Origin of the sequence: Wolbachia endosymbiont (group A) of Bombylius major (genome assembly GCF_947251895.1) — a bacterium.
In the GTDB taxonomy this organism is placed as follows: Bacteria; Pseudomonadota; Alphaproteobacteria; order Rickettsiales; family Anaplasmataceae; genus Wolbachia; species Wolbachia pipientis.
The window spans coordinates 239068-262449 of sequence record NZ_OX366395.1 but is presented as its reverse complement, the minus strand read 5'-3'; the positions used below and the strand labels follow the sequence as shown (position 1 = coordinate 262449).

Here is a 23382-nt window from a genome sequence, read left to right as displayed (position 1 = left end):
AAACCTTAAAATCAAGTTTCTTAATTTTTCAACATGTGCCAAGGCCTATTGGAGCGCACTGTATTAATCTTTACGTAACGATTTGTTAACCAAACAGAATGTGTGCCATACGTTTCTAGATCAGCATGTTTAATAATTTTAGCGTTGCAAGCTGAATAGTCGAATTCACTTAATTGAATTATCAGATCAACACTATTACAGTTTCTCAAGATATCTTCTTCCTTATAAGCTAGCAACACTGATTTATTATTTCCTTTATTATATATGCAGCCATAATCGTTACACTTTAGCCTTTTATCTGAGTTATTGTATTTTTTATGATTCAAAATTTGGTTCTGCCCATTTTGCTTCGCCCATGTTTTGACAACAAAGTTCCTATTTTTCCTGGTGAGAGAATATAGTAAGTTATCACTTTCTTTTACAGCAACATTATCAGCATTTATTAGGATGTCGGGGGTTTTATATGCGGTGCTAAAGCAAATACCCAGCACAATAAAGAAAATTCCGAAGAAACGCCAATTTCTTTCCCACAAGCACAGCCACAATAAACCAAGTGTTATTATAATAATTGATGATGCAGGAAAAGTGCGAATGGGAATAACCAAATACTGAAGACTAGCGATAGCGTTTGTTATATACAAAATGCTGTCAATTGGGCGTTCTATAAGTGGCGCTATAATCCATTCAATACCGAAAGGAATCAACAAAACATAGATTATTCCAAGTGGAATAATAATTAATGTAACTATTGGTATAGCAACTAAATTTGTGATAATGCCACTAATTGAAAAATAATTAAAATTGTATATCGTATATGGAACAGTTGCTAAACTTGCTATTACTGAGCTAATCATTATCGACACAAAATATTTCATTATTTTTATTTTGAACAATTTATTAGCATTAATTTGATAACTGGCAACCAGTGCCAAAACAGCAGAAAATGACATCTGAAAGCCAGGCTTTAAAATTGCTTCTGGTTCTATGATAAGTATCACTGCAGCAGCAAACGCAATTGCTATTAACCCTCGATATTTTCTCTCTATCATTATTGCAACGAGTACTAAAATCACCATGATGTAGGCACGCTGAGCAGAAATTTGCATACCGGTAATCAACAAATAAAACGTGGTTGGCAAGATAGTAAGGAATGCAGATATTTTCTTGGTGTTATACTTAAGAGTCAAAGTTTCAGATATTGCGAATAAATTACGAAACACTACAAAAAACAGACCAGCAACGAATGATAAATGCAAACCAGATATGGCAAACAAATGTGCTATACCTGAATCTCGTATCGCGTCCATAGTTTTTTGATCTATGCCATCTTTTTTACCGATCAGTAATGCAGAGATTATATCCGCATGTGGTTTCTTGATATTTTGCTGCAGGTTTTCATAAATGTATTGACGGAAAGATTCTATATATTCTTGAAATTTCCTTGCTTCAGCCTTTTTGTGCAGGGCTATTTTGCTTGTTGCAAAGCCTGTTGCACTTATTTTCTGGTAATATGCTATTCTTGCAAAATCGTATGCATACTCCGAAGGCGCAATCTTTAGAGGGAAGAGTTTTGCTGATAATTTTACTTGATCGCCTATTTTAATGCCTTTTTCCACTTTGGTTCTAACTGATATTCTGATGTTATCTAGAGCTCTATCCGGTGTCATTCCAGCGCGTGACGCTGGAATCCATATCTTTTTTTTCTGGATCCCAGTATCAAGTACTGGGATGACAAAAGGGGGCACTGGGATAACAGGAGAGGATTTTGAGATAGTAGGGGATTTTTCAACAGAAAGCAGAAATTGCTTATATGAGCCCCTGTCGTTAATATCCTTCACTGTGGCAACGATATCTTTTACATATCTCTCTTTATCAAGAATTTGAGTATCAACTAAAGCTGTTCTTAATTTACTAGCTGTAAATCCTATGAGCACTGCAATTAAAGCGATACACAATATCGCGTACCTTTTATACAATATTGCAATCAAAATTAGTGTGGGTAAAAGCAAAAGAAAAATAGATATGCAGCTTGGTTCAAAACTTAGGGAAAAATAGGTTAAAATTCCTGCACACTGAAAAACAGGAAGCCACAGTATCAAGTTATATTTTTCATTATGACGTATATAACTAACTATTATGTCGAGAAAAGTTACAACCATGGGGTGATTTTGTTCTTTTATTTTCTATTATTGTATATATAATAACTAAATAAACAACGACGCGGGATGGAGCAGCTCGGTAGCTCGTCAGGCTCATAACCTGAAGGCCGTAGGTTCAAATCCTACTCCCGCAACCATTTTCCAACTGTGCGAATATTGTGGTTTCGGGTAGAAACTACTTGACACCCTTCGCCAGCCCCCTTATCATGAAACTGAAGCTATATTATTTAACTTCCCAATCTGTGCAGGTTAAAACGACAAGAAGACTTGTATTTGGCGTACTATTGTTTAATTTTTGCACTATGTGCATACTATGTCTTTATAAAAATTTTGGGTTTTTACCCACGTAAGCTGAAAAGCACTTATAAAGCGTTTAAGACATCACCCAACGTCAAATTTTAAAATAAAGAGTGGAATAACTAACTACTCCGGGGATTCTTTGTCTTTTTTTCTGCTTAGTAAATTTTTTAAACATTTAAACTAAGGTGAGTTGCATTTAAAAGCAGCTAAATTGCAGCGTTTAAGACTTAAAAAACGCCAATACTGAAAATAGATAGTAACCGGGGCTTCTTTTGCCTTTTTTTTATTTGGTAAATTTCTTAACGTTTGTAGCTAACATGAACAAACATTTAAGAGTAACTTCTGCTAGTAACACTAATGTGGAAAGTGTTGAGGATAGGCAACAAAAATGCTTATATAAAAAATTATTGCTCAAAACGGGAAAACCATGAACAAAGAGCATAACTAAACTACTAATGACTGCTGAGTGAACTCAATATCCAATATAGACTGCTTAGTCTTTAATACAGGCTCTTTACCACGAATAATGCATTGATAAATAACTGCCAACTCTTTTTTTGAGCATTCTTTTTCTAAGAACCTAAAAGCAGATGCAGCAAGATATTCTCTATTTTCTTCAAATGCTAACCAGTAGCGGTCTTCTTGCTCACATACAAAACCTGTTGTGTTAGAACCAGCAAAAATATCTAAAATAACGTCACCTGGTTGTGTTAGAAACCTAATAAAAAATTGAGGTAATTTAGCAGGGAATCGAGCTGGATGCTCTTTTACACCTAGTTCCTTACATGCAGCAAGATACTGGCTGTTAGACTCTGAATTGGGAATCTGCAAAAGATTTGATGGAATAGCTCCTCCATTATCTTTACCAAAGCTACTACCAATATTATGTCCTGATGGTCGTTCTTTTGGAGTATAATAAGCCTTTGGGTTCTCGATAAGTTTTTTCATGCGACCACTGTATTCCACTAGCACCTTTGTGACATCTGCTTTAGGCCACTCAGTTTTGCTGAACCACCATACTGTATTAACAGAATCTTTTGCTCTGATTTTTCTCTTATTTACCCATTCAATTGGACTTGGCAATTTAGAAGGGTTATACCAATAGAAATCTTCTGCAAGGAAGAAGCCTATATCATCACAGAAATGCATAAGCACTCTAAAATTATATAAACTTCTGGATGGCACGCCTTTTTCATAAGCTCCACCTAGATCAAGTACAAAACTGCCTGTATCTTTGAGTTTGCTATGTACTAATTTTGCAAATTGACCAAGCCAGGCAACATATTCGGCTTGGGATTCATTTCCGTATTCTTTTTTTCTTTGCAAAGCAAACGGTGGACTGGTTATTACAAGATCTAAGCTATTGTCTGGTAATTGCGGCAATAGGTTAAGAGAGTCTCCACAATATGCAGCTCCCCTATCTGTAGTATATGTAGGTTTATTATTAAATTTAAATTTTTCCAATATATGTACCATATGGAAGATACTTATAGTCTGTAGACTTATAATTGTCAACTATTATCTTACAAAGATGACAAAAATAAAAACACAACCTCTGCGATTACTTCTTTCCCAGAATATACGAAGAATAAGAAATATAAAAGGGCTTTCCCAAGAAACTCTTGCTGATTTATGTGAATTACACAGAACATATATAGGCTCCGTTGAACGTGGTGAGAGAAATATCTCTATAGATAATGTTGAGCGCATAGCAGATGCCCTTGGTGTTGAACCTACTGCACTTCTAGATCAGGATCAAGACAGAAAATGTCTGAAAGATATATTTCCTCATATACGGAAGTATCAAGAGTTTGCTGTTAAGCATGGTATAAATGATATCTTTCAGGACAACGGCGGAAAAATCCTACAAGTCTTATTACTAACTGGACTCACTATTCTTCCAGCACGCGAGGGAAATGATGCCATTGATGAGTATGGTAATGAATAATTGCAAAATACCGAAAGGTGGATTGGATATTTGCTATTTATGAAGGAATAGAGCTAAAAGAAATATATAAATTAACGCCGCAAGACCTTGAACCATATTATATTACATGGGAAAAGAAATGGCATGATACTGGTGGTAAAGACATCAATAATCCCAAAATTCCTTTAAAATACGTCAGAGATAAAGGTAAGCTTCTTTATCATTGTGATGAAAGAGTATGTGACCGCCACTAACTTCCTCCATCCCAGGTTGATTTTAAATTGTCCGGAATGCTGTATTATTTAAAATCCTAACATTTAACTCTTTTTTTGATAAACTTGTTTATTTGCTGTTTATTAAAATTTTCACTTCAAAATTTAACCTCACCAAAAGTATAAGAAGCCTGTCTAATGAAAAATTTGCAGTCCTTGACCTTCTATAGCTAACCCAAGAAAGGTTTCCCTATGTCATACCGCCGCGGTATCTCAGCATAGATTCCGCTAACAAGTAGCGGAATGACGAATTTGTTGTTTTTCAAATTATCGGTAAACCTAAGTCACTTTAGCTATAAAATTATAGGTTATTGATATTTTTGCTCTTTTTTATCCTTAATCCAGAATTCGGATTAGTAGGGTGTCATCCAATTCTCAATGGTAAATTAAGAAGGGTCTGCAATAACGAATGTAGCTAGGGATATAATTGTTCCACTTTCCAATCGCTTCCCTCAACAAGGGTGTATCTAAATCTAATATGCTTCCTATATTCACCTTCTTGCCAAAATTCAATTACTTTTGGGATTACGCAAAATCCCACCCAAAAATCAGGACGAGAAACTTGTGTATTGTGAAATTCTTTTTCCTTCAATTTTATAGCTTGCTCAAAATCCTGCCAATCTTTCAGAATGCTCGATTGTTTTGAGCACCATGCGCTAATTTGACTACCCAGCGCTCGAGAAGAGAAGTATTTGTCAGTTCTTTCATCGTTTAGAAGTTTAACCTCTCCTTCAATTCGCACTTGCCTAGCAAATTCTATCCAATGAAACACTAACGCAGCTTTGGGGTTCTCAGTCAATTCTTTCCCTTTTTTACTGTTTACGTTAGTGAAAAACACAAAACCTTCTTTGCTATATTCCTTTAGTAATACCACTCTTGCAGATGGAATACAGTCTTTGCTACAAGTTGCTAGCGTCATTGCAGTTGGTTGTCCACACGGAGAATTAAGTACTGCTTTGTACCACTTTGAAAACAAATCAAATGGATCTTTTTCAAGTGAAAATATCATATCAAAAAATAAAATCTTAATTCTGGCACGCGTTGCAAAAATAAGTGCTACGGCCATTTTGTCGTATAAGTGTTATGATATTATTGCAAATCTTGCAAGGTTTTTGAACTTTACCATATACGTAAAAGTTATTTTGAAAGTATCCAGCAGATCCAGATGGCTGTGCATAATCTTTCAGTGTTGAACCGCCTGCAGCAATTGCATCACTCAGAGTATTTTTTATTTCAGCAGCAAGTTTTTCGCACTCTCTATAGGTCAAGTTTTTTGCTGACCTGAGTGGTGATATACGGGCTCTAAACAAGCTCTCAGAAGCATATATGTTGCCTACGCCAACTATTGATTTATTGTCCATTAACGCTGATTTAATATTCACTTTTTTGTTTTTCAGCAACTCCTGTAAATAGTCTCCACTGAATTCATCCGTGAGGGGCTCTATTCCAAAATCGCTAAAAAAATCCGTTTCTTGTTCTTTATTTAAAACGATAACTAATCCAAATCTTCTTGGGTCATTAAAAATTATTGAAGTATTGTCGGAAAATAAAAATACCACGTGATCGTGCTTATTCCGCATTTGATCGTGGTCAGCATATATAAGCTTTCCGCTCATGCCAAGATGTATGATTACAGCCACACTACCATCTGTATTCCAGATGGTATACTTACCTCTACGCTTGATGTTGCGTATGACTTTGCCCTTTAGCATATCATCAATATTTTTTGTTATTGGGGCACGTAAATTCCAATTATTCACTATAACATTACTGATTTGCTTGTTTTTAATTTTATCAAGCAAAAAATTAGAGATTACTTCCACTTCCGGTAGTTCTGGCATGATACCTCCTTCAAAACTTAAGTTTCTGATGGTAATTTTGTCGTTCTCAAATACATTCGAGTATTCTGCGGTGCTTTCTCCTAAAAATTCCTCACCACAAACGAGTTTTGAAAGGGTTCTCTGTCTACTCTGTTGCTGCTTTTTTCTTTTCAAAATATTTTGCTTTAAAGCTTTCGCTAATCTTTTTTTCTCCTCTTCTTTTTCCTTATTCTTTTTTGTGTTATTCATTATCATAATATATAAACTTGCCGTTGTAGCTCAGGTGGTAGAGTACGTCATTGGTAATGACGAGGTCCCAAGTTCGAGTCTTGGTAACGGCACACTGATTATACTTATAATATTGCATAACTTGTAAGCAAGGCTTAGAAGAAAGTTACAGAGGTAAGTTGTCATGCTTTTTCCATATCCTTTCTACTTTCTTGTTTTTGAGTAGCTCTAATGCTTTACAAAAGTGATACCCTGTTTTACTTGGCACTATAATGTCATCAATGTATCCATATGATGCAGCAAAAAATGGGTTAGCAAATTTTTCTTTATATTCTTTAATTAACGTTTGCTGATCTTTTTCGTGTCGAAATATAATCTCAACTGCACTTTCAGGGCCCATCACAGCTATTTCAGCAGTTGGCCAGGCATAATTTATATCACCTTTTAGATGTTTCGAATTCATAACAATGTATGCACCACCATACGCTTTTCTAGTGATAAGGCTAATTTTCGGCACGGTCGCTTCAGCGTAAGCGTAAAGCAGTTTCGCTCCGTGTTGTATTATATTATTGTATTCTTGATTTGTACCCGGCAAAAATCCTGGAACATCAATAAGTGTGATGATCGGAATGTTAAATGCATCACAAAACCTTACAAACCTCGCAGCTTTTCTTGAAGAATCAATATCCAAACATCCTGCAAGGTGCATAGGTTGATTTGCAACAATACCGACAGTATTTCCTCCAATTCTACCAAAACCAGTTATGATATTACGAGCAAAATCAGGTTTCAGTTCAAAGAAATTCCTTTCATCACAAACTTTTTCAATGAGTTCATACATATCATAAGGAGTATTAGGATTGGTAGGAATTAGAGTGTTTAAGGATTCATCAATGTCGTCAACATCATTACAGATTGGTGCAGATTTTGGTGATTCCTGATTATTTGCTGGTAAGAAAGTAAAGAATTCACGCATTTTTAGCAGCATTTCAACATCATTATTGAATGCAAAATCCGCTACTCCTGTTTTGCTTGTATGAATTTTTGCTCCACCGAGGTCTTCGAAACTTACATCTTCGTAGGTAACCTTTTTTACTACATCTGGCCCGGTTATAAACATATATGAACTGTTTTTCACCATGAAAGTAAAGTCAGTTAATGCTGGGGAATAAACTGCACCTCCTGCACATGGGCCCATAATTAAAGAAATTTGTGGTATAACACCCGATGCATTTACGTTTCTTTGAAAAATTTCTCCATAACCAGCAAGAGAATTTACTCCTTCCTGAATTCTGGCTCCACCAGAATCATTTAGTCCGATAATTGGAACTCTGGCATTAATTGCCATATCCATAATTTTGCATATTTTTTTTGCATGTGACGCACCAAGTGAACCACCAAAGACAGTAAAATCCTGAGAATAAACAAAAACTTTTCTGCCATAAATAGTACCATGACCAATCACTACCCCATCACCTAAAAAATTAGCATTTTGCATGCCAAAATCATTTGCATGATGTTTTACGAATTTATCGTATTCTGCAAAAGAACTTTCATCGAGCAATATACTGAGCCTTTCTCTAGCAGTTAATTTCCCTTTTTCATGTTGTTTGGTAATCCTGTCAGAACCGCCTCCTTTTTCAGCTTCTAGTGCTTTGGTTTTTAGATTTTCTAGTATTTTAAAGTCTTGCATACAATAAAGTAGTTTTCAAATTAGTTGTATACTTTATTAAGTTTACAAACCCTACTAACTATACACATACACTATTGCTATATGCAACAATGTATGTATGATAATTGTTAATGCTCTGGTGATTCATGGTCACTACTTTGAAAATGTTGCAATGTGTCAACACTTTTCATATTAGAAAGAGGTGGACTAACTGCACTGCTTTTTGTTTGTGCAAAACTTTTAGCAGCTTCAACAACCTTGCTTATACGAGGTTCTTTTTCTAGCTCTTTTAGGTACTTTGAGAAGATTTCACAACTTTTGTCATCCATATGTACCATTATTTTACCAAAACTTTCAGCTTTTTCAGAAGATAAAATCATTTCGATCTTTTCATCGCCTACCCTAAAGGTCATTTTTACTTTGCCTTGCATATCATGATATTGCCAGCTTTTTATTCAGATTAGATTATCTCCTTCTCCTATTCGCAATGCACCATATTCTAAGTCCTTAAATTCCGGGGAGTTCATAAATTTTGCAGGAGTGATCACACTTTTTTCTGGACACTGTACATAATAAAATTTATTATCTCTTTCTACTACAATTTCTTTTTTTTTGTCATTTTCAATACTATCACTTACAATTTGTTTTAGACGTGACAAATATTCGCCGCGTTCTTTCAGTATATCTTCTGGCAATAATCTCCGAACTTCTTGGCTCACATCAGTGCCTGTTGAAACTAGATTAAACATTTCTAACATAAGAGGCCGTAGTTTTTCTTTTCCAGTCTCAGTAACATTTTTATCTTGCTCCATGAGGTGGTATAAGATCAGTATCGAATAATCTATTATTGATGACTTTTTTCTCCTTGGAATACATCAACACTAAACATGACCTTGTGCTTTTTTGCATCGTCTATAGATTTTTGAAGTCTCTTTGCTATGTTTTCGATAGCTTCATCATTAGGTAAGTGTTCAGGCAATGGCGTCAACTTAAGGAAAAATATCAGCGATAGTGTATAAAATTTCTCTCTAAATTTTTTATCATTAAATTATCCAAAGAGTGCAAGGGACAGCACTTTTGTTTCTATTTTATTGCAACAAAAAAGTTTAAAATGTGTCTTTTTTAGGTGAGGCATGCAAAAAGGAAAAGATCTTATCTTACAAATTAAAAATGCAATATACTCGAAAACTTTTCAGAAAATCCATTGTGTTGAGTTTTACACGAACAAGAAAACTTCCTTTTTCGACAGTATTTTCTATGATTTTAAAGTTAGTTAAAAAAAGTTTGGGAATAGAATGTGAACTTATGGAGCCATTGACATGTACCCTCAAAGCAAGCTTTTTCTAAAGCAAGGTATAAGATTTGCCATACAGGCTTTCAAGAATTTAAGCATCCAAACAGCCTATCAGGATGAACCTGAGTTGGAGAGGCTATAGACTTATTGCAGCAGATGGTTCTGGTATGAGATTACCCAGCTCTGGGGAAATTGTATCCGAGTTTGAACCAAATGGAACAACAGGCACCATTGGCAATTTGTTTGTTGATTTGTGTACTTCGCTGATTTGTAGTGCTCGTCTTGCAGCTTGGAATATAGGTGAACAAACGTTGGCGGCAGAGCAATTACCCGAAGTTATCACTCAAATGCGTTTATTAAATCAAGAGAAATTATTATTTATCTATGATCGTCTTCAGTAAAATTCATTCAGCAGCATTATGATTTGGAAGTAGATTTTATTTTTCGCTTGCAAAAAAGAAATTATAGTAAGCTATGGGAACGCTGGCGAATTAGATTTTGATTTTATATTAGAAAATGAAAAGCTAAAAAATAAAATGAAAGGACAGAAAGTAAGAGTTATAGTGCTGACATTAGCCAACTGAGAAACAGAGTTTTTGACCGAGACTTTGGAGCAAAGCTTATGTGTTAAGGTGGCACATAGAGGAAACGACTCAAAGTAGGAGCAGAGTTAGAGAATTTTTCTGGAGAGGCTGTATTACAAGAATTTTGGGCAAACTTGGTCATGTGCAATATATTATCGCTTCATATGTGTGATGCACAAGGGCCTTGGAACCCAGATCAAATTACTGAGTATCGTTTAAATTTTTCAGTTTTATTTGGTGTAATGAGGCAGAAACTCTATCAGGTACTTATTGCACCAAAAAACTTTCAAGCCCTTTTTAAGTATACGCGCTAAAGTTAAAATCCGACCGGGACAGCCGCAATAAAGTAGATAAGCCTAAACGCCATCATGTCTTTAGGAGAGTTTGCTAATGAAAGTTCTTAAGTTGACGCCATTGGCTGAACGGATACGGAATGACACCATCCTTTTTTTTGGATTCCAGACTGGAATGACACCTCTGGACACTTCCGTCGTAAAGGAACCAGTGTCAGCTACTCGGATGACACCTTTTTTCTACTTAGTTTGGGTTATGCAAGAAGTCTAATGAAGTGAAAATAAATTTATTTACCAAAATAGAGTTGCCTTGGTCTACAGATCTTAGTTTCTTTATCATTTATCATTTCATACCACTGAGTAACCCAACCAGTGGTTCTTGCAAGTGCAAAAATAGGCGTGAACATATTTGAGGGGATATCAATAGCATCCATTATTATACCTGAGTAAAAATCAACATTTGGATATAACTTACGCACGATAAAATATTCATCCTTTAAAGCTATTTCTTCAAGTTTTTTTGCAATCTTAAGCAGTTCATTGTTTTGTTCTAGTTTACTTAGAACCTCATGGCAAGCGTCTTTTAATATGCGCGCGCGCGGATCATAATTTTTATAAACACGATGTCCAAATCCCATCAATTTAAATGGATCTTTATCATCTTTAGCTTTTTCGATAAATTTATCTATATCTCCACTTTGCTCTATCTCTTTTAGCATATTTATAACTGCCTCATTAGCTCCACCATGTGCTGGTCCCCAAAGTGTAGCAACCCCTGCAGAGAGGCTTGCAAACAGATTAGAACCAGCCGATCCTACCAGTCTGACAGCCGCCGTAGAAGCATTTTGTTCATGATCAGCATGGAGAGTAAATATTTTATCCAAAGCTTTTGCAAAAAGGGCGCTTTTATCATTATCAACAGCATCGCCAAATATCATCTTTAAGAAATTTTCACTGTAACTTAATTCATTGTTAGCATTTATGAATTCCTGATTGTTGATATGCCTATGAATCATTGCAACAATTGCAGGAACTTGCGCTATTGCAGAAATTCCAAAGTCTAGATCTTCACCATTGACATTGTTGCCATGCTTTTCATAGTAAGATGCTGACAAACTTGCAAAACATGCAACTAAAATCGACATAGGGTGGGCAGTTTGTGGAAATGCTTTAATTACATTTGTAATTTGCTCTGATACTTTGGATAATTTTTGTATTTTGAGAAGAAATTTTTTGTGTTGCTCTGAACTGGGTAGTTCACCATAGAGTAATAAATAAATCACAGCAGTAAAGCTATTATTCTCTGCCAAATCAGCTATATTATGTCCCCTATATTTAAGCACTCCTTCATCTCCATCAATAAATGTAATCGAAGAAGAACATGAAGCTGTGGAAACAAACCCCGGATCGTAAGTGAATAATCCTGTTGTCTTATATAAGTCCTTGATATTTAACACGTTAGGACCTGTTGTTCCGCTTAATACAGGTAGCTCGATTTTTAATCCATTACTTAGTTCCAATAGCACTTTTTTATCCATCACTTAAGCTTAAATTTTATACAGAATATACAAACTGAGGAGTATATATTAATACAGTTAACTTTACATTAACCGTATTAAGCGGTCATCAATGCTTTTACTTTTGCATTTAAGCGACTTATTTTACGCGCAGCAGTATTCCTATGAATGACACCTTTATTTACACATTTATGTAAATTGGATTCAGCATTCCGAAATGCCAGAACAACATTTTCTTTGTCGCCAGACTTGATTATATCAACCAAATTTCTAATAGCAGTGCGAGTTTTACTTTTCCGCATCTTATTTATTAAAGTGCGCTTTGCTATTACCTTTATCATTTTTTTAGCACTCTTATGATTTGCCATATATTAATACCTAAAATACTGTACTTTTCTTTTAATTATAAAGCTTTTTTGTTAATTTGCAATATCAGTTTTTTCTGTGGTTAATTTACTACTTCTCTCTTCAATAATCTTTTCTAAACTTTGCAAGAATTCATTTTTGTTTAATCCAGGATATATTGGGGGCAATATTTCTATTACTGCCTTTCCGGGATTCTTTCTCAGAGAAAGTATGCTTTTTGGCCAAAACAAACCAGTGTTTAAAGCAACCGGTAACACAGGAACAGATAATATGCTATATAAAGCAGCAATACCTGGTTGATATTTTATATTTTGGTTTATAGTCGTTCTTGTGCCTTCAGGAAATATTATTATGCCTCTATTTTCTTTTATACGCATTTTTGCTAATTTAATGATATGACGCATAGAACTGATACCATCTGAACGGTTAATAAAAATCATTTTCAGCGCTATAAGATGTAAACCAATGAATGGAATCCATTTCAATTCACGTTTTAAAATAAAAACCGCTTTTCTAAATAGTAGTATAAAAATAAATGTTTCAAATGGAGATTGGTGTTTAGATGCAATGATAAAAGGTTGCTTAGGAATGTTTTCCATTCCCCTCACTTCATATTTAATGCCACATAATAAACGCAGCATGAATAATACAACTCTCACCGAACAGACGAGAAAAATGGTTATTACACACTCAGGAAAGAGAATTACAGGGAGAGTAATTAAAGTATAGAATACTTCCCATAATATAAGAAAGAAATTAAACAACAAACTTGAAATCACAAACTTACATAAACTTATTTTGAATTTAACTTTACTACAAATTAAAAGCAATAAGTTTAATTATTGATCATCTGAGTAATAGGATGCGAATCAGCTAGTTTGTCCTTTAACTTTTCGTTAGCAATATGAGTATATATTTGTGTTGTAGAAAGGTTAGTATGGCCAAGAATTTTCTGTATCAACACAATATTTGCCCCGCTATCCAGTAGATGGGTAGCAAAAGAATGCCTAATCACGTGTGGAGAGATCTTATTTTCATCAACATTGCATTTTCTTGCCAACTCCTTCATTAATTGACCGACCCTCTGCCTTGTAATTGGTTTATTGGGTTTATCACCTGGGAATAGCCAATCGGATTCCTTTTCTTTAGGGATCAGATTATCACGAACTGATAAATAATTTCTAAGGCTCTGTAATGCTTGTTCATTAAAAAGGATTTGCCTCTCTCTACCACTTTTTCCTTTTATTATTATATAGCATTCTTTGTTATTACTGTTTATTAAATGTGACACTTCACATAACTTCATATTAATTAGTTCAGAAACACGCATTCCAGAAGAGTAAAGGATATCTAAAATCGCACATAGCCTTTTACTGCTTATCTCTTTATTCGATTCGCTTGCTGATTTTCTCACTGTGTCCATTAGCAAAAATATTTCTTTGACACTTAAATACTTAGGCAAAGGACGAGAAACTTTTGGATTCTTTAATTCATCATCATTAGCCGGCGCTGGATTAAAATCTATTATTCCGTCATTAAATAGACACTTGTAAAAATTTTTCATAGCGGATATTTTTCTTGATATAGAGCTACTTTTATATTTTTTTTGTGTACATAAAGATTTCACATAATCTTTAATATTGGTTTTGTTTACACCAACCAAGGTAGTACCGCTTTCCAATAAAAATTCTTCAAACTGGTGTAAATCCGAACGATAACTTTCCAGAGTATTTTGTGTAGCGGACCTCTCTGAAGCTAAAGCATCTATGTAATATGTTATGTAAAGATTTTCTTTTTTATTTTGCGACTGTTTATTTTTCATTATCAGCTCCTATATTTATTTCTTTGGCTATAATTTGATTAGAAGTGTTCCCTGTGTTTCTTATGAGAAAATATGAGACAAATAAAGCATTTATCAATAGAGTGAACATCACAAACTTTTGCTTTAACCTTTTTCTTAAATTTAATCTTACTCTTATCATAGTTAAATTATAACGTTAAATCTATAAAAAACACCTTATAAAGTGAGCTCTACTATAAATATAGAATACTTCTTAGCTGTATCTATCTATATTTATTATAACATAACATTGATTATAATTCTAATATGGACAGATAGAGATTTCAATTACGTTAGTGTTATGGGTGTTAATAAATTTTTAATATACACCTTTACAAAAGAAGAAATCAAATGGCATCTTTCTTTAATAAAGTGCTAATAAAAGGAACGGTCACATTCGACCCTATAGATTCATTATCTATCTTCTCTATAATTTTATCAATGCTATAGAAAGAACGTTCTATTCTTGCTAAAATATAATTAATCACTTTTAAATCAATTTTTAACTGTTTATCTGAAAATCGTTTTATTAGCATAATTCTTAATAATTCCTCGCTTGCAGGCAAAATTTTTACGCTGATAGTTGATAATATTCGAGAACTTAAATCTCTTAATTTGAAGTTAAGCTTTTTTGGTGAAATTGAAGAAGTGATTAGCAGCCTCTTGTCGTTTTCTTTCATGTAATTGTAACAATGTAATAACATTGCTTCATCTTTAATGTTTTGTACGTCTTCTAAAATAAAAGCATCGCTATACCTAATCTCGCTTACGAAGTTATTCACATTGATAAAAATTGCATCGTTTATTGATTGCCAAATATGAGCAAGATGAGTTTTACCGGAGCTTTTAGGTCCAAAAAGAATCAGACATTTCCAAGATAAATCATTAACTACCGAATTATACACGTGCTTATTTTCATCTAAGACGATGTAATTTTGCCGACTATAATCAGCTTGATTGTTGTTAAATAAATTTAATTGCACGTTGAACCTCTTACGTAACCTCTTTCTGGTAGTAATTTTTGCGCAGAAATTTACTTACGCTCCTCAAATGTGTCAGGTATTCTGGGCTCATTTCTCCTCTTACCATAAATTGATTATGCAAAAGGTCTGTTAGCCGTTTTTATAAAGCTCACTTTTAAAATATTTATTGATTGCATATTCTACTGATACATTGAACATTGCTATTATTGGAATAAAAAGTAATATACCTATAAATCCAAAATATGAAGCGCATATAGTAATTCCCAGAATAATTACAGTTGGATGTATATGAACTTTTTTTCCTATTAATAAAGGAACTAATATGTTTGAATCTATTAATTGCCCAACACCAAATAATAGCAAAACAGCAGCACTTTCAAACCATCCACTAAATTGAGTGATAGCGCTCAAAAACCCAATAATGGTATATAATAATGGCCCTACGTAAGGTATGAACGTTAACATTCCTGATAAAATTCCAATAACAATAGAGTGTTTCAATCCTATTATGCTCAGGCTTACAGAGTAAAAGATCATCATGACAATACATACATTTACCTGCCCCTTTAGATAATTAGATATAATGAAATCCACTTTGAAAAAATAATCTGCAATTTTTCCCCTGTAAGGAATAGGGATTAATTTATTAGCTTTTTCTATAATTAAAGGCCAATCACGTAATATATAGAAAAACACTACAGGAGTAATCACCATTAATGATACCGTGTTAAAGCTTGAACTTAACACTTGGATTATAAAGTTACTAGCAATATCAAGAGCATTCATGAAATAAGATACATAGTTGCTGTAATTTTCTGCTAGATTTTTAGATAAGTGATCAAATAAGCTATCCTCGATTTTTATATTAAGAAATTCTAATACAGAGGGGATTACTTTAAGCTTTAATGAAGGCACTTTACTCACTAAGAAATTTAATATTGAAGTAATTTGAACATATATAATAGGTAAAACAAATGTTATGACTAGTATAAAAGCTATTAATAAAACAAGTATTATAAAAATTACAGAACATGAACGTGGTATTCTATACTTTTCAAACTTGACTACTAGCGGATTAAACAAATATGCAATAATAATAGATATTAAACATGGAAAAATCATAGGACGCATCAGGAATAACATCCCTATTATAAAAAGCAGTATGAAACAAATAGTTATATGACGTTTTTGCATGTGTTTAGCATAGCTAATTTACTGAAAAATATGCAATTTATTTTTCCTATGTTGAAAGTATTTTACGATTTGTAATACTATCGTTTTTTACTAAAATTTAGTTGTTTAATCCGCAGGCAAAGATAGATTTTGAGCTCTCTAAATATCTCTTTTGCTATTATAATTATGCTAGTTAATAGGGGAAGTAACTTTTATATGATGTCAGAAATTTTATTTTTCGGAAAGAATCTTGGATAGAGAGGAAAGCTTCTACAAAAAGAAATATGTGCGCTAAGAAATACAAAATAGCAGCATTAATAGTTGCAGCGGGAGTAGGCAGTAGATGCAATTCTACGATTCCTAAGCAATATATAAAACTGGCAGGTAAATCTGTTTTATTTCATACAATTAAAAGATTTCTGGCTAACCAATATATAGATTACATCAGAATAGCAATTAATAGAGACCATGAAAGTTTCTATGAGAAAGCTATATCACTAATTACAGACACTAAATTACTAAGCCCTGTATACGGAGGAGAAAACAGGCAAAGTTCAGTTAAACTAGGGCTTGAAAGCTTACAAAAAGTTAACCCAGATTTTGTAGTTATACACGATGCTTGTAGGCCTTTTGTGTCAGATGTTCTGATAGATAACTTGGTTGAATCTATGATTAATGATCAATATACAGGAGTAGTTCCAGCAATAGAAGTTGAAGACACTATGTCATTGGTGAGTAATAGTTTTATTGAATCTACGATTTCAAGAGGAAAGCTCAGAGCCATACAAACCCCTCAAATTTTTAATTTCAAAGAATTATTATCATGCCATCAATCAGTCAAAGAATTTACTGACGATTCATCACTAATGGTAGAGCACAAAAAACATGTTGCGATTATTAAAGGTGAGAAAAGCAATTTTAAGTTAACCACAGAAGAGGATATCAATATGGCAAAGCTTCTTTTTGAAGAGCCAAAATTTCGTGTCGGAGCCGGTTATGATATACATAAGTTCATTAAAGTTCAAAATGGTGCTGAAAGCTTTATAAAAATTTGCGGTGTGAAAATTGAACACAACATGGCAATAGAAGCGCACTCTGATGGTGATGTTGCAATACATGCAATCGTTGATGCAATACTCGGAGCACTGGGATGTGGCGACATAGGAGAGCACTTTCCTCCTAGTTCCTCTGAATGGAAAGATTGCAATTCATCTCACTTTCTTGACTTTGCTGCTAAAAAAGCAAAGGAAAAAGGGTACAGCGTGTCTAATTTAGATATTACTATAGTTTGTGAAGAGCCTAAAATATCGCCTTACAAAGTAGAAATGAAGAAATTCATATCAAAAGCATTAGAAATTGATGATGAATTTGTAAATATCAAAGCAACCACTGCAGAGAAATTAGGTTATATTGGAAGAAATGAAGGAATAGCAGTGCATGCTTCTGTGTTATTGCATACAAACTTTTATTGGGAATAGAAACGAAAAAACTTACTTGACACCCTTCGCCAGTCCCCTTATCATGAAACTGAAGCTATTTATTTATCTTCGCAATCTGTGCAGGTTAATGACAAAAAACTTAGGGTACTTGGTGTCTCATGTTTAATTTTTCGCACTACGTGCATCGCATGTCTTTAAAAATTTTTAGGTTTTTACCTATATAAGCCGAAACGCGCTTACAAAGCGTTTAAGACAGCAAAAAACGTCAAATTGACAAGGGAGAATTTGAATGCTAGCTACTACGGGGTTTCTTTGCCTTTTTTCCTGCTTAGTAAATTTCTTAAACACTTGCGGTGTAGGTTAGTTGCAAGTTAAAAGCAGCTAAATCGCTCTTAATCAAGCGTTTTAGAATAAAAAGAACGCCGATATTTTAGTACATAGTAAATAGCCAACCACCACGGGGCTTCTTTTGCCTTTTTTTCGTTTGGTAAATTTCTTAATATTTATGGCTAAACGACAATCGTCATCCCGCTACTTGTTAGCGGGATCTAGAGATACCGCGGCGGCATGACGTAGGACTGCTGTCATTCAAGTAGCTGACGCTGGAATCCAGCCTTGCTGTAATCTCATCAAGAACGTTGTGTTTTAACATAAGATCAGCCACTTTTATGCTTACCAACTTAATAAAATTCCTGGATCCAAGTAGTCAGGCTACTCGGATGACACCTTCATAAAGTGAAATGAGATCCCGCTAACAAGCAGCGGGATGACGAGAAAGGGGCTACTCGGATGACACCCTCATAAAGTAAAATGAGATCCCGCTAACAAGCAGCGGAATGACGGGAAAAGAGGTGCTGGGATGACACCTTCACAAAGTGAAATGAGATCCCGCTAACAAGCAGCGGGATGACGGGAAAAGAGGTGCTAGAATGACACCGTTTACTATGTAACATCTCATCATATCACAATGTTCGTACAGTTGTGGCGGTATGACGTAGAAAAACTGTTAACTTAAATCTATATTGACATGTCCCATTTTACGCTTATCCCTAACCTCTTTTTTCCCATATATGGTTAAACTAGCTTTTTCGTTGCTCAAATACTTATGAGAATCATATATATCATTACCTATTATATTTTTCGTCATACAAGGAAAGCGTAATACTACTTCCTGCATAGGTAACCCGAATATTATCCTAACTAGCTGTTCAAATTGACTAACGTTACATGCATCCAAGCTCCAGTGGCAAGAATTGTGAGGTCTGGGAGCTAGTTCATTAACTAACAATTCGTTATCTTTAGTAACAAAAAATTCAATAGCCAGAATTCCTATTACATCAAGCGCATTTGCTATTTTCTTTGCAGCTCGTTGTACCTCTTGAGTTAATTTGCTATCTATTTTAGCTGGCACTGTTGAAGTATCAAGTATTCCATCAACGTGGTAATTTTCTGCTATAGGAAAAAAAGCTACTTTACAGTTTTTATCTCTTGCAACGACTATTGAAACCTCTTTCAGTAAATCAACACTTGCTTCAAGAATGTACTCTGTATTCCAATCAAAGGAAGCAAATTGCTTCACTTCAGAATCATTCTCAAGCACATATTGTCCTTTTCCATCGTAACCCATTTCTGTTGTTTTCAGCCTTATTGGATAGCCAAAAGCTCTACTGCTTTTCAGTAGCTCATTATAATTTTGTATACTCTTATAGTTAGCAGTTTTTATACCCAAGTTTTTAATAAAATCCTTTTCTCTCAGTCTGTTCTGCGAAATGTGTAACGCTTTTTTACCCGGATAAAAATTTACATCGATATCAATTGCACTACATGGAATATTTTCAGACTCAATAGTAACTAAATCCACACTCTGTGCAAAAGATTCAAGAGCTTTCTTATCAGAGAAATCTGCTATTGTGAAATCATCAGCAACAGAGCAAGCCGGATCGTCTTTAGCACTGGCAAAAACATGTGTTTTTTGTCCAAGTTTTGTTGCAGCGATAGCAGTCATTTTACCTAATTGTCCACCACCTATTATTCCTATTACTTTTTTGCTAAGCGCATCTGGTTCGTTCATACTATAAATTGATATTTCCTAATTAAAGTATACTTGAAAAATCTATGAAAAAAGCATATAATTAGAATATTATCTTTTTATCATGAATATTCTATAATGATTCTAGAATACACATTGACTACCAACTTTGTTGAAGTTACAGTTTTACCAATTTACATTGAAGAGCAATCCATTCCTTATGAAAATTGCTATGTATGGATGTATAACGTTAAGATAAAAAACAAAAGCCAATCAACTATTCAATTGTTAAGTCGTCATTGGCAAATAATAGATTATAAGGGCAAAGTAAATGAAATTGCCGGAGTTGGTGTTATCGGAGAACAGCCTGTGATAAAATCTGGAGAGGTATTTAAATACACAAGTGGAACATACTTAAATGTACCGTCAGGAATAATGCAGGGTAAGTATGAATTTCTGAATGAAGAAAGCATAAAAGTTTTTGAAGTTATGATACCACCCTTTTCTTTGGATAGTCCATACATCAAAACTAGACCCCATTAACTGTCAAAATAGTTTATTTGTAACCAGACTGCATTCTGTGATTTTTAGCAAAGCACGATCTTTCATTTGAGCTTTCTTCAATTTAAAATAAATACAGAAACTAGCTATCTTCAAAAATATGGTTGAATAATTGTGTGTATAATTATTAATATTTTCAAGCATTTTTGCCATGGCTCTTTCGAAATTTCTCGATCCTCGCAATGATTTGTGTTTCAAAAAAATCTTTGGAACGGAAAAAAATAAGAATATCCTGATCCACTTTTTGAACGATATTTTAGGGTTTACTGAGATAAATGCAATACAAGAAGTTGAGTTTCTTAGCACTATTATGGATCCCGAAGTTGCCTCTGATAAACAAAGTATTGTTGATGTTCTCTGCAAGGATTCTCACGGAAATAGATATATAGCAGAAATGCAGCTCGCTAGAGACAAGGGCTTCGAAAAACGCGCTCAATTATATGCCGCTAAAGCCTACTCAAAACAATTAGATAAATCTGGCAACTACATTGATTTAAAGAAAGTCTTCTTTATTGCTATATCAAATTGTAACTTACTTCCTGAAGAAGTTGATTATATTTCTACTCACAATATACGTGATATAAAAACTAACGGCCATTACTTAAAAGATTTTCAGTTTGTCTTTATTGAGTTGCCTAAATTCGCAAAAAATAAAGTAGAGCAGTTAGAAAGTATAGTAGAAAGGTGGTGTTTCTTTTTTAGTGCGACCTGGAAGGTCATGGTTTTGTGGTGGTTAAATTCCATCTTCCCAGACATCAGGGATAATGTATATCTCACATTTCAAAGAGTGGCAACCTCTGGAATGCAAGCATGAGATAAAAGCAGGTAACACTAAATCTCGTGGTGAATCCCTGCAAACAGAGTTAGATATGATTACGAGAGGAACCTATGTTTGAATTGTCGTCAAAGCATAATATGCGAAAAGAGATTGAATTACGCATAGACCAAAATGGTACGAAGCAAAAAGGGAACTAAAGATTGAAGACTTTAGTTATTGATGTTCCAAGCTTCCGGCAAATAGTAGGAATCTAAGTTTAACGTGAAACGAAGCCATGGAACAGAGTAACCACATAGAAGCTCTTATATTCATTAAAATATAAGTAAGTAGCCAACCACAAGCTGCTATGTGGAAGGATTGTTTAAGAAGCTAATGCCCAAAGTAATATCTGGGATATGCAGACGTAAACACTTTAATTTGGAAGGTAAAGTGGTGAATAGTAGTGAATATGTTATGGACCAGCAAAAAGTTAGGTATGAATGGAATGGAATTCCTTGGCGCAAGCTAAAGAAATCTTCATTTAAGCTACAAAAACGAATTTACCAAGCTTCTAAATGTAATGATATCAAAAAGATGCATAATCTTCAGAGATTATCACTCAAATCAACAAGTGCAAAAACACTCGCTGTTAGGAAAGTAACACAGGACAATAGGGGGAAGAAGACTGCAGGTATTGATGGAAAAGCTAACCTTAATCAAAAAGAAAGATTACAACTATCATATTCTTTAGATATAAAAGAAAAAGCAAAGCCATCAAGACGTGTCTGGATTCCAAAATCTGGTAAGCCATCGGAGCATCGCCCGCTTGGTATACCCACTATATCGTTCGAGCAAAACAAACACTTGTAAAAATGGCTTTAGAACCAGAATGGGAAGCAAAACTTGAGCCAAACACTTATGGTTTTAGACCTGGTAGATCATGTCATGATGCAATTGAAGCCATATTTGATGTGCTCAAACAGAAAACAGCATATGTATTAGATGCTGATATTTCTGGATGCTTTGACAATATTAACCATAATAAATTGCTTGAAAACCACACCAACATTAAAGAAAATCATAAGAGGATGGTTAGGAGCTGGTGTTATGGAAGATGGAAAGCTTCAATCCACAAAACGTGGTACAATTCAAGGAGGGACGATCTCACCGTTGCTAGCTTGTGTTGCATTACACGGATTAGAGCAACATGTCAAAAAAGCATTAACAAACGAACTCTTTCAATGCATGAAAAGAAAATATGGTAGGATATCGCATAGAAACGCGCAAAAGTCTATTAGTGTAATTTTCTACTGTGATGATTTTGTCATCATACATGAAAACGAAGAGATTATTCTTAAAGCAAAAATTTTAGTTGAAGAATGGTTAGAAACCATTGGATTAAAATTAAAGCCCTCTAAAACAAGAGTTTCTCATACATTAAGAACCATTGACGAAACAAAACCAGGATTTGATTTTCTTGGTTTTTCAATAAGACAATATCCAATAAAAGAAAGTAAGAAAGGTTACAAGTTATTAATCAAACCAAGTCGTAATTCTATAAAACAACATACACTAGCTATTAAACATAAGCTCAGAGAAATGCGTGGAGCACCACAAGAGCGGGTGATAAAGGATCTCAATCCAATAAACAGAGGATGGAGTCAATATTACTCCTCGGTAGTTTCATGTAAAATCTTTAGCTCATTGGATAATATTATGCATAGAAAACTCTGGAAGTGGGCAGTTTTTAGGCACCCAAACAAAGGGAGATGCTGGATAAAAAGAAAGTACTTTAAGAAGTATAATAACGAAAACTGGCGCTTTATGACAAGTAACAAGGTACGTCTTACTATACACAGCGATCATGTTATTAAACGACATATCAAAGTGCAAAAAACCAGATCCCCATATGATGGTGATTGGGTATATTGGGGTAAACGTCTGAGAAAAATACCAGATAAGCCACTAGGAGTAATAAAATTATTGAGGTTGCAACAAAGTAAATGCGATAATTGTAGACTATGGTTTAAAAGTGATGATACAATAGAAATACATCACAAAGACCGGAATAGACAAAACAATATGATCACAAACTTATCTTTGTTACATGGACATTGTCACGATGAATTACACAGGAGGTGTGCATGAAAAGCACCAAATTAGAGAGA

Annotated in this window: 19 protein-coding genes, 2 tRNA genes and 4 pseudogenes; 10 read left to right on the top strand and 15 right to left on the bottom strand. The window is 34.2% G+C overall.

Features of this window, described 5'->3' with window-relative positions:
* Positions 1-20 precede the first annotated feature (20 nt).
* The gene (locus tag OPR49_RS01195) at positions 21-2159 is read right to left on the bottom strand and encodes a ComEC/Rec2 family competence protein (RefSeq protein ID WP_265027204.1); all 2139 of its coding nucleotides are present in this window, start codon (positions 2157-2159) and stop codon (positions 21-23) included.
* Positions 2160-2219: 60 nt separating this feature from the next.
* On the opposite strand from OPR49_RS01195, the gene OPR49_RS01190 reads away from it, so the two are divergent.
* Positions 2220-2296, top strand: a tRNA-Met gene (locus OPR49_RS01190).
* Between the two features lie 607 nt (positions 2297-2903).
* Here OPR49_RS01190 and OPR49_RS01185 read toward each other — a convergent pair.
* Positions 2904-3974 carry a DNA-methyltransferase gene (locus OPR49_RS01185; RefSeq protein WP_265027203.1) on the bottom strand — a complete coding sequence of 357 codons (1071 nt, stop codon included), beginning with the start codon at positions 3972-3974 and terminating at the stop codon, positions 2904-2906.
* A 16-nt stretch (positions 3975-3990) separates the two neighbouring features.
* Between OPR49_RS01185 and OPR49_RS07475 the strand changes: the two are divergent.
* Positions 3991-4640: pseudogene (locus tag OPR49_RS07475) on the top strand (helix-turn-helix domain-containing protein).
* 433 nt (positions 4641-5073) lie between these two features.
* Here OPR49_RS07475 and pdxH read toward each other — a convergent pair.
* Both pdxH and mutM read right to left on the bottom strand, forming a co-directional pair.
* Positions 5074-5667 carry a pyridoxamine 5'-phosphate oxidase gene (gene pdxH / locus OPR49_RS01170; RefSeq protein ID WP_265027200.1) on the bottom strand — a complete coding sequence of 198 codons (594 nt, stop codon included), beginning with the start codon at positions 5665-5667 and terminating at the stop codon, positions 5074-5076.
* Positions 5668-5683: 16 nt separating this feature from the next.
* Positions 5684-6499: a bifunctional DNA-formamidopyrimidine glycosylase/DNA-(apurinic or apyrimidinic site) lyase gene (gene mutM / locus OPR49_RS01165; protein ID WP_010963068.1), complete on the bottom strand. Its 816-nt coding sequence runs from the start codon at positions 6497-6499 to the stop codon at positions 5684-5686.
* Positions 6500-6746: 247 nt separating this feature from the next.
* Between mutM and OPR49_RS01160 the strand changes: the two genes are divergently transcribed.
* A tRNA-Thr gene (locus OPR49_RS01160) sits at positions 6747-6819 on the top strand.
* A gap of 53 nt (positions 6820-6872) precedes the next feature.
* Here the strand turns inward: OPR49_RS01160 and OPR49_RS01155 are convergent.
* From OPR49_RS01155 to OPR49_RS01140, 4 genes are all read right to left on the bottom strand, one after another.
* A complete protein-coding gene (locus tag OPR49_RS01155) occupies positions 6873-8399 on the bottom strand; it encodes an acyl-CoA carboxylase subunit beta (protein WP_265027199.1) in 1527 nt (508 codons plus the stop codon).
* A 107-nt stretch (positions 8400-8506) separates the two neighbouring features.
* A complete protein-coding gene (locus OPR49_RS01150; RefSeq protein ID WP_265027198.1) occupies positions 8507-8809 on the bottom strand; it encodes a hypothetical protein in 303 nt (100 codons plus the stop codon).
* Between the two features lie 24 nt (positions 8810-8833).
* Positions 8834-9136, bottom strand: a complete 303-nt coding sequence (locus OPR49_RS01145; protein ID WP_265027197.1) for a hypothetical protein — start codon at positions 9134-9136, stop codon at positions 8834-8836.
* Between the two features lie 86 nt (positions 9137-9222).
* Complete coding sequence (locus OPR49_RS01140) at positions 9223-9357, bottom strand: hypothetical protein (protein ID WP_255324782.1); 135 nt, start codon at positions 9355-9357, stop codon at positions 9223-9225.
* 154 nt (positions 9358-9511) lie between these two features.
* Here OPR49_RS01140 and OPR49_RS01135 point away from each other — a divergent pair.
* Positions 9512-10647: pseudogene (locus OPR49_RS01135) on the top strand (transposase).
* Between the two features lie 189 nt (positions 10648-10836).
* Here OPR49_RS01135 and OPR49_RS01130 read toward each other — a convergent pair.
* From OPR49_RS01130 to OPR49_RS01105, 6 genes are all read right to left on the bottom strand, one after another.
* Positions 10837-12087 (bottom strand): citrate synthase, encoded by a 1251-nt coding sequence (locus tag OPR49_RS01130; protein ID WP_265027196.1) that lies wholly within the window; start codon positions 12085-12087, stop codon positions 10837-10839.
* Between the two features lie 77 nt (positions 12088-12164).
* On the bottom strand, positions 12165-12434 hold the full coding sequence (rpsT, locus tag OPR49_RS01125; protein WP_010081981.1) for a 30S ribosomal protein S20: 270 nt from the start codon (positions 12432-12434) through the stop codon (positions 12165-12167).
* Between the two features lie 51 nt (positions 12435-12485).
* Complete coding sequence (locus tag OPR49_RS01120; RefSeq protein WP_320157603.1) at positions 12486-13211, bottom strand: lysophospholipid acyltransferase family protein; 726 nt, start codon at positions 13209-13211, stop codon at positions 12486-12488.
* A gap of 56 nt (positions 13212-13267) precedes the next feature.
* Positions 13268-14254, bottom strand: a complete 987-nt coding sequence (locus OPR49_RS01115; RefSeq protein WP_265027194.1) for a tyrosine recombinase — start codon at positions 14252-14254, stop codon at positions 13268-13270.
* A 365-nt stretch (positions 14255-14619) separates the two neighbouring features.
* Entirely contained in the window at positions 14620-15255 is a 636-nt protein-coding gene (locus OPR49_RS01110; protein ID WP_265027193.1) for a DnaA ATPase domain-containing protein, read from the bottom strand.
* 129 nt (positions 15256-15384) lie between these two features.
* Positions 15385-16449 (bottom strand): AI-2E family transporter, encoded by a 1065-nt coding sequence (locus OPR49_RS01105; RefSeq protein ID WP_265027192.1) that lies wholly within the window; start codon positions 16447-16449, stop codon positions 15385-15387.
* A gap of 263 nt (positions 16450-16712) precedes the next feature.
* Between OPR49_RS01105 and OPR49_RS01100 the strand changes: the two genes are divergently transcribed.
* Positions 16713-17906, top strand: coding sequence for a bifunctional 2-C-methyl-D-erythritol 4-phosphate cytidylyltransferase/2-C-methyl-D-erythritol 2,4-cyclodiphosphate synthase (locus OPR49_RS01100; protein WP_265027191.1), 1194 nt, complete (start codon positions 16713-16715; stop codon positions 17904-17906).
* A gap of 967 nt (positions 17907-18873) precedes the next feature.
* Here the strand turns inward: OPR49_RS01100 and OPR49_RS01095 are convergent.
* Complete coding sequence (locus OPR49_RS01095) at positions 18874-19938, bottom strand: 5-(carboxyamino)imidazole ribonucleotide synthase (RefSeq protein ID WP_265027190.1); 1065 nt, start codon at positions 19936-19938, stop codon at positions 18874-18876.
* A gap of 99 nt (positions 19939-20037) precedes the next feature.
* Between OPR49_RS01095 and apaG the strand changes: the two genes are divergently transcribed.
* The 5 genes and pseudogenes from apaG to OPR49_RS01075 all read left to right on the top strand — a co-directional run bounded on the left by apaG (position 20038) and on the right by OPR49_RS01075 (position 23362).
* Positions 20038-20439 carry a Co2+/Mg2+ efflux protein ApaG gene (gene apaG / locus OPR49_RS01090; protein ID WP_179951370.1) on the top strand — a complete coding sequence of 134 codons (402 nt, stop codon included), beginning with the start codon at positions 20038-20040 and terminating at the stop codon, positions 20437-20439.
* 169 nt (positions 20440-20608) lie between these two features.
* A pseudogene (locus OPR49_RS01085) lies at positions 20609-21157 on the top strand (Rpn family recombination-promoting nuclease/putative transposase); the annotation flags it as partial.
* A gap of 450 nt (positions 21158-21607) precedes the next feature.
* On the top strand, positions 21608-22084 hold the full coding sequence (locus OPR49_RS01080) for a reverse transcriptase N-terminal domain-containing protein (RefSeq protein ID WP_265027189.1): 477 nt from the start codon (positions 21608-21610) through the stop codon (positions 22082-22084).
* 2 nt (positions 22085-22086) lie between these two features.
* Positions 22087-22296 (top strand): annotated as a pseudogene (locus OPR49_RS07530) (reverse transcriptase/maturase family protein); the annotation flags it as partial.
* A 25-nt stretch (positions 22297-22321) separates the two neighbouring features.
* The gene (locus OPR49_RS01075; protein WP_265027188.1) at positions 22322-23362 is read left to right on the top strand and encodes a group II intron maturase-specific domain-containing protein; all 1041 of its coding nucleotides are present in this window, start codon (positions 22322-22324) and stop codon (positions 23360-23362) included.
* The last annotated feature ends 20 nt before the right edge of the window (positions 23363-23382 follow it).

What these genes read in the sequence shown, in the direction of transcription:
- mutM (WP_010963068.1), bottom strand. Translation starts at nt 6,499, where the DNA reads ATGCCAGAACTACCGGAAGTGGAAGTAATCTCTAATTTTTTGCTTGAT.
- OPR49_RS01115 (WP_265027194.1), bottom strand. Translation starts at nt 14,254, where the DNA reads ATGAAAAATAAACAGTCGCAAAATAAAAAAGAAAATCTTTACATAACA.
- OPR49_RS01145 (WP_265027197.1), bottom strand. Translation starts at nt 9,136, where the DNA reads ATGTTAGAAATGTTTAATCTAGTTTCAACAGGCACTGATGTGAGCCAA.
- OPR49_RS01095 (WP_265027190.1), bottom strand. Translation starts at nt 19,938, where the DNA reads ATGAACGAACCAGATGCGCTTAGCAAAAAAGTAATAGGAATAATAGGT.
- OPR49_RS01155 (WP_265027199.1), bottom strand. Translation starts at nt 8,399, where the DNA reads ATGCAAGACTTTAAAATACTAGAAAATCTAAAAACCAAAGCACTAGAA.
- rpsT (WP_010081981.1), bottom strand. Translation starts at nt 12,434, where the DNA reads ATGGCAAATCATAAGAGTGCTAAAAAAATGATAAAGGTAATAGCAAAG.
- OPR49_RS01080 (WP_265027189.1), top strand. Translation starts at nt 21,608, where the DNA reads ATGCCCAAAGTAATATCTGGGATATGCAGACGTAAACACTTTAATTTG.
- OPR49_RS01105 (WP_265027192.1), bottom strand. Translation starts at nt 16,449, where the DNA reads ATGCAAAAACGTCATATAACTATTTGTTTCATACTGCTTTTTATAATA.
- OPR49_RS01150 (WP_265027198.1), bottom strand. Translation starts at nt 8,809, where the DNA reads ATGCAAGGCAAAGTAAAAATGACCTTTAGGGTAGGCGATGAAAAGATC.
- OPR49_RS01130 (WP_265027196.1), bottom strand. Translation starts at nt 12,087, where the DNA reads ATGGATAAAAAAGTGCTATTGGAACTAAGTAATGGATTAAAAATCGAG.
- OPR49_RS01195 (WP_265027204.1), bottom strand. Translation starts at nt 2,159, where the DNA reads ATGGTTGTAACTTTTCTCGACATAATAGTTAGTTATATACGTCATAAT.
- OPR49_RS01100 (WP_265027191.1), top strand. Translation starts at nt 16,713, where the DNA reads ATGTGCGCTAAGAAATACAAAATAGCAGCATTAATAGTTGCAGCGGGA.
- pdxH (WP_265027200.1), bottom strand. Translation starts at nt 5,667, where the DNA reads ATGATATTTTCACTTGAAAAAGATCCATTTGATTTGTTTTCAAAGTGG.
- OPR49_RS01075 (WP_265027188.1), top strand. Translation starts at nt 22,322, where the DNA reads ATGGAAGATGGAAAGCTTCAATCCACAAAACGTGGTACAATTCAAGGA.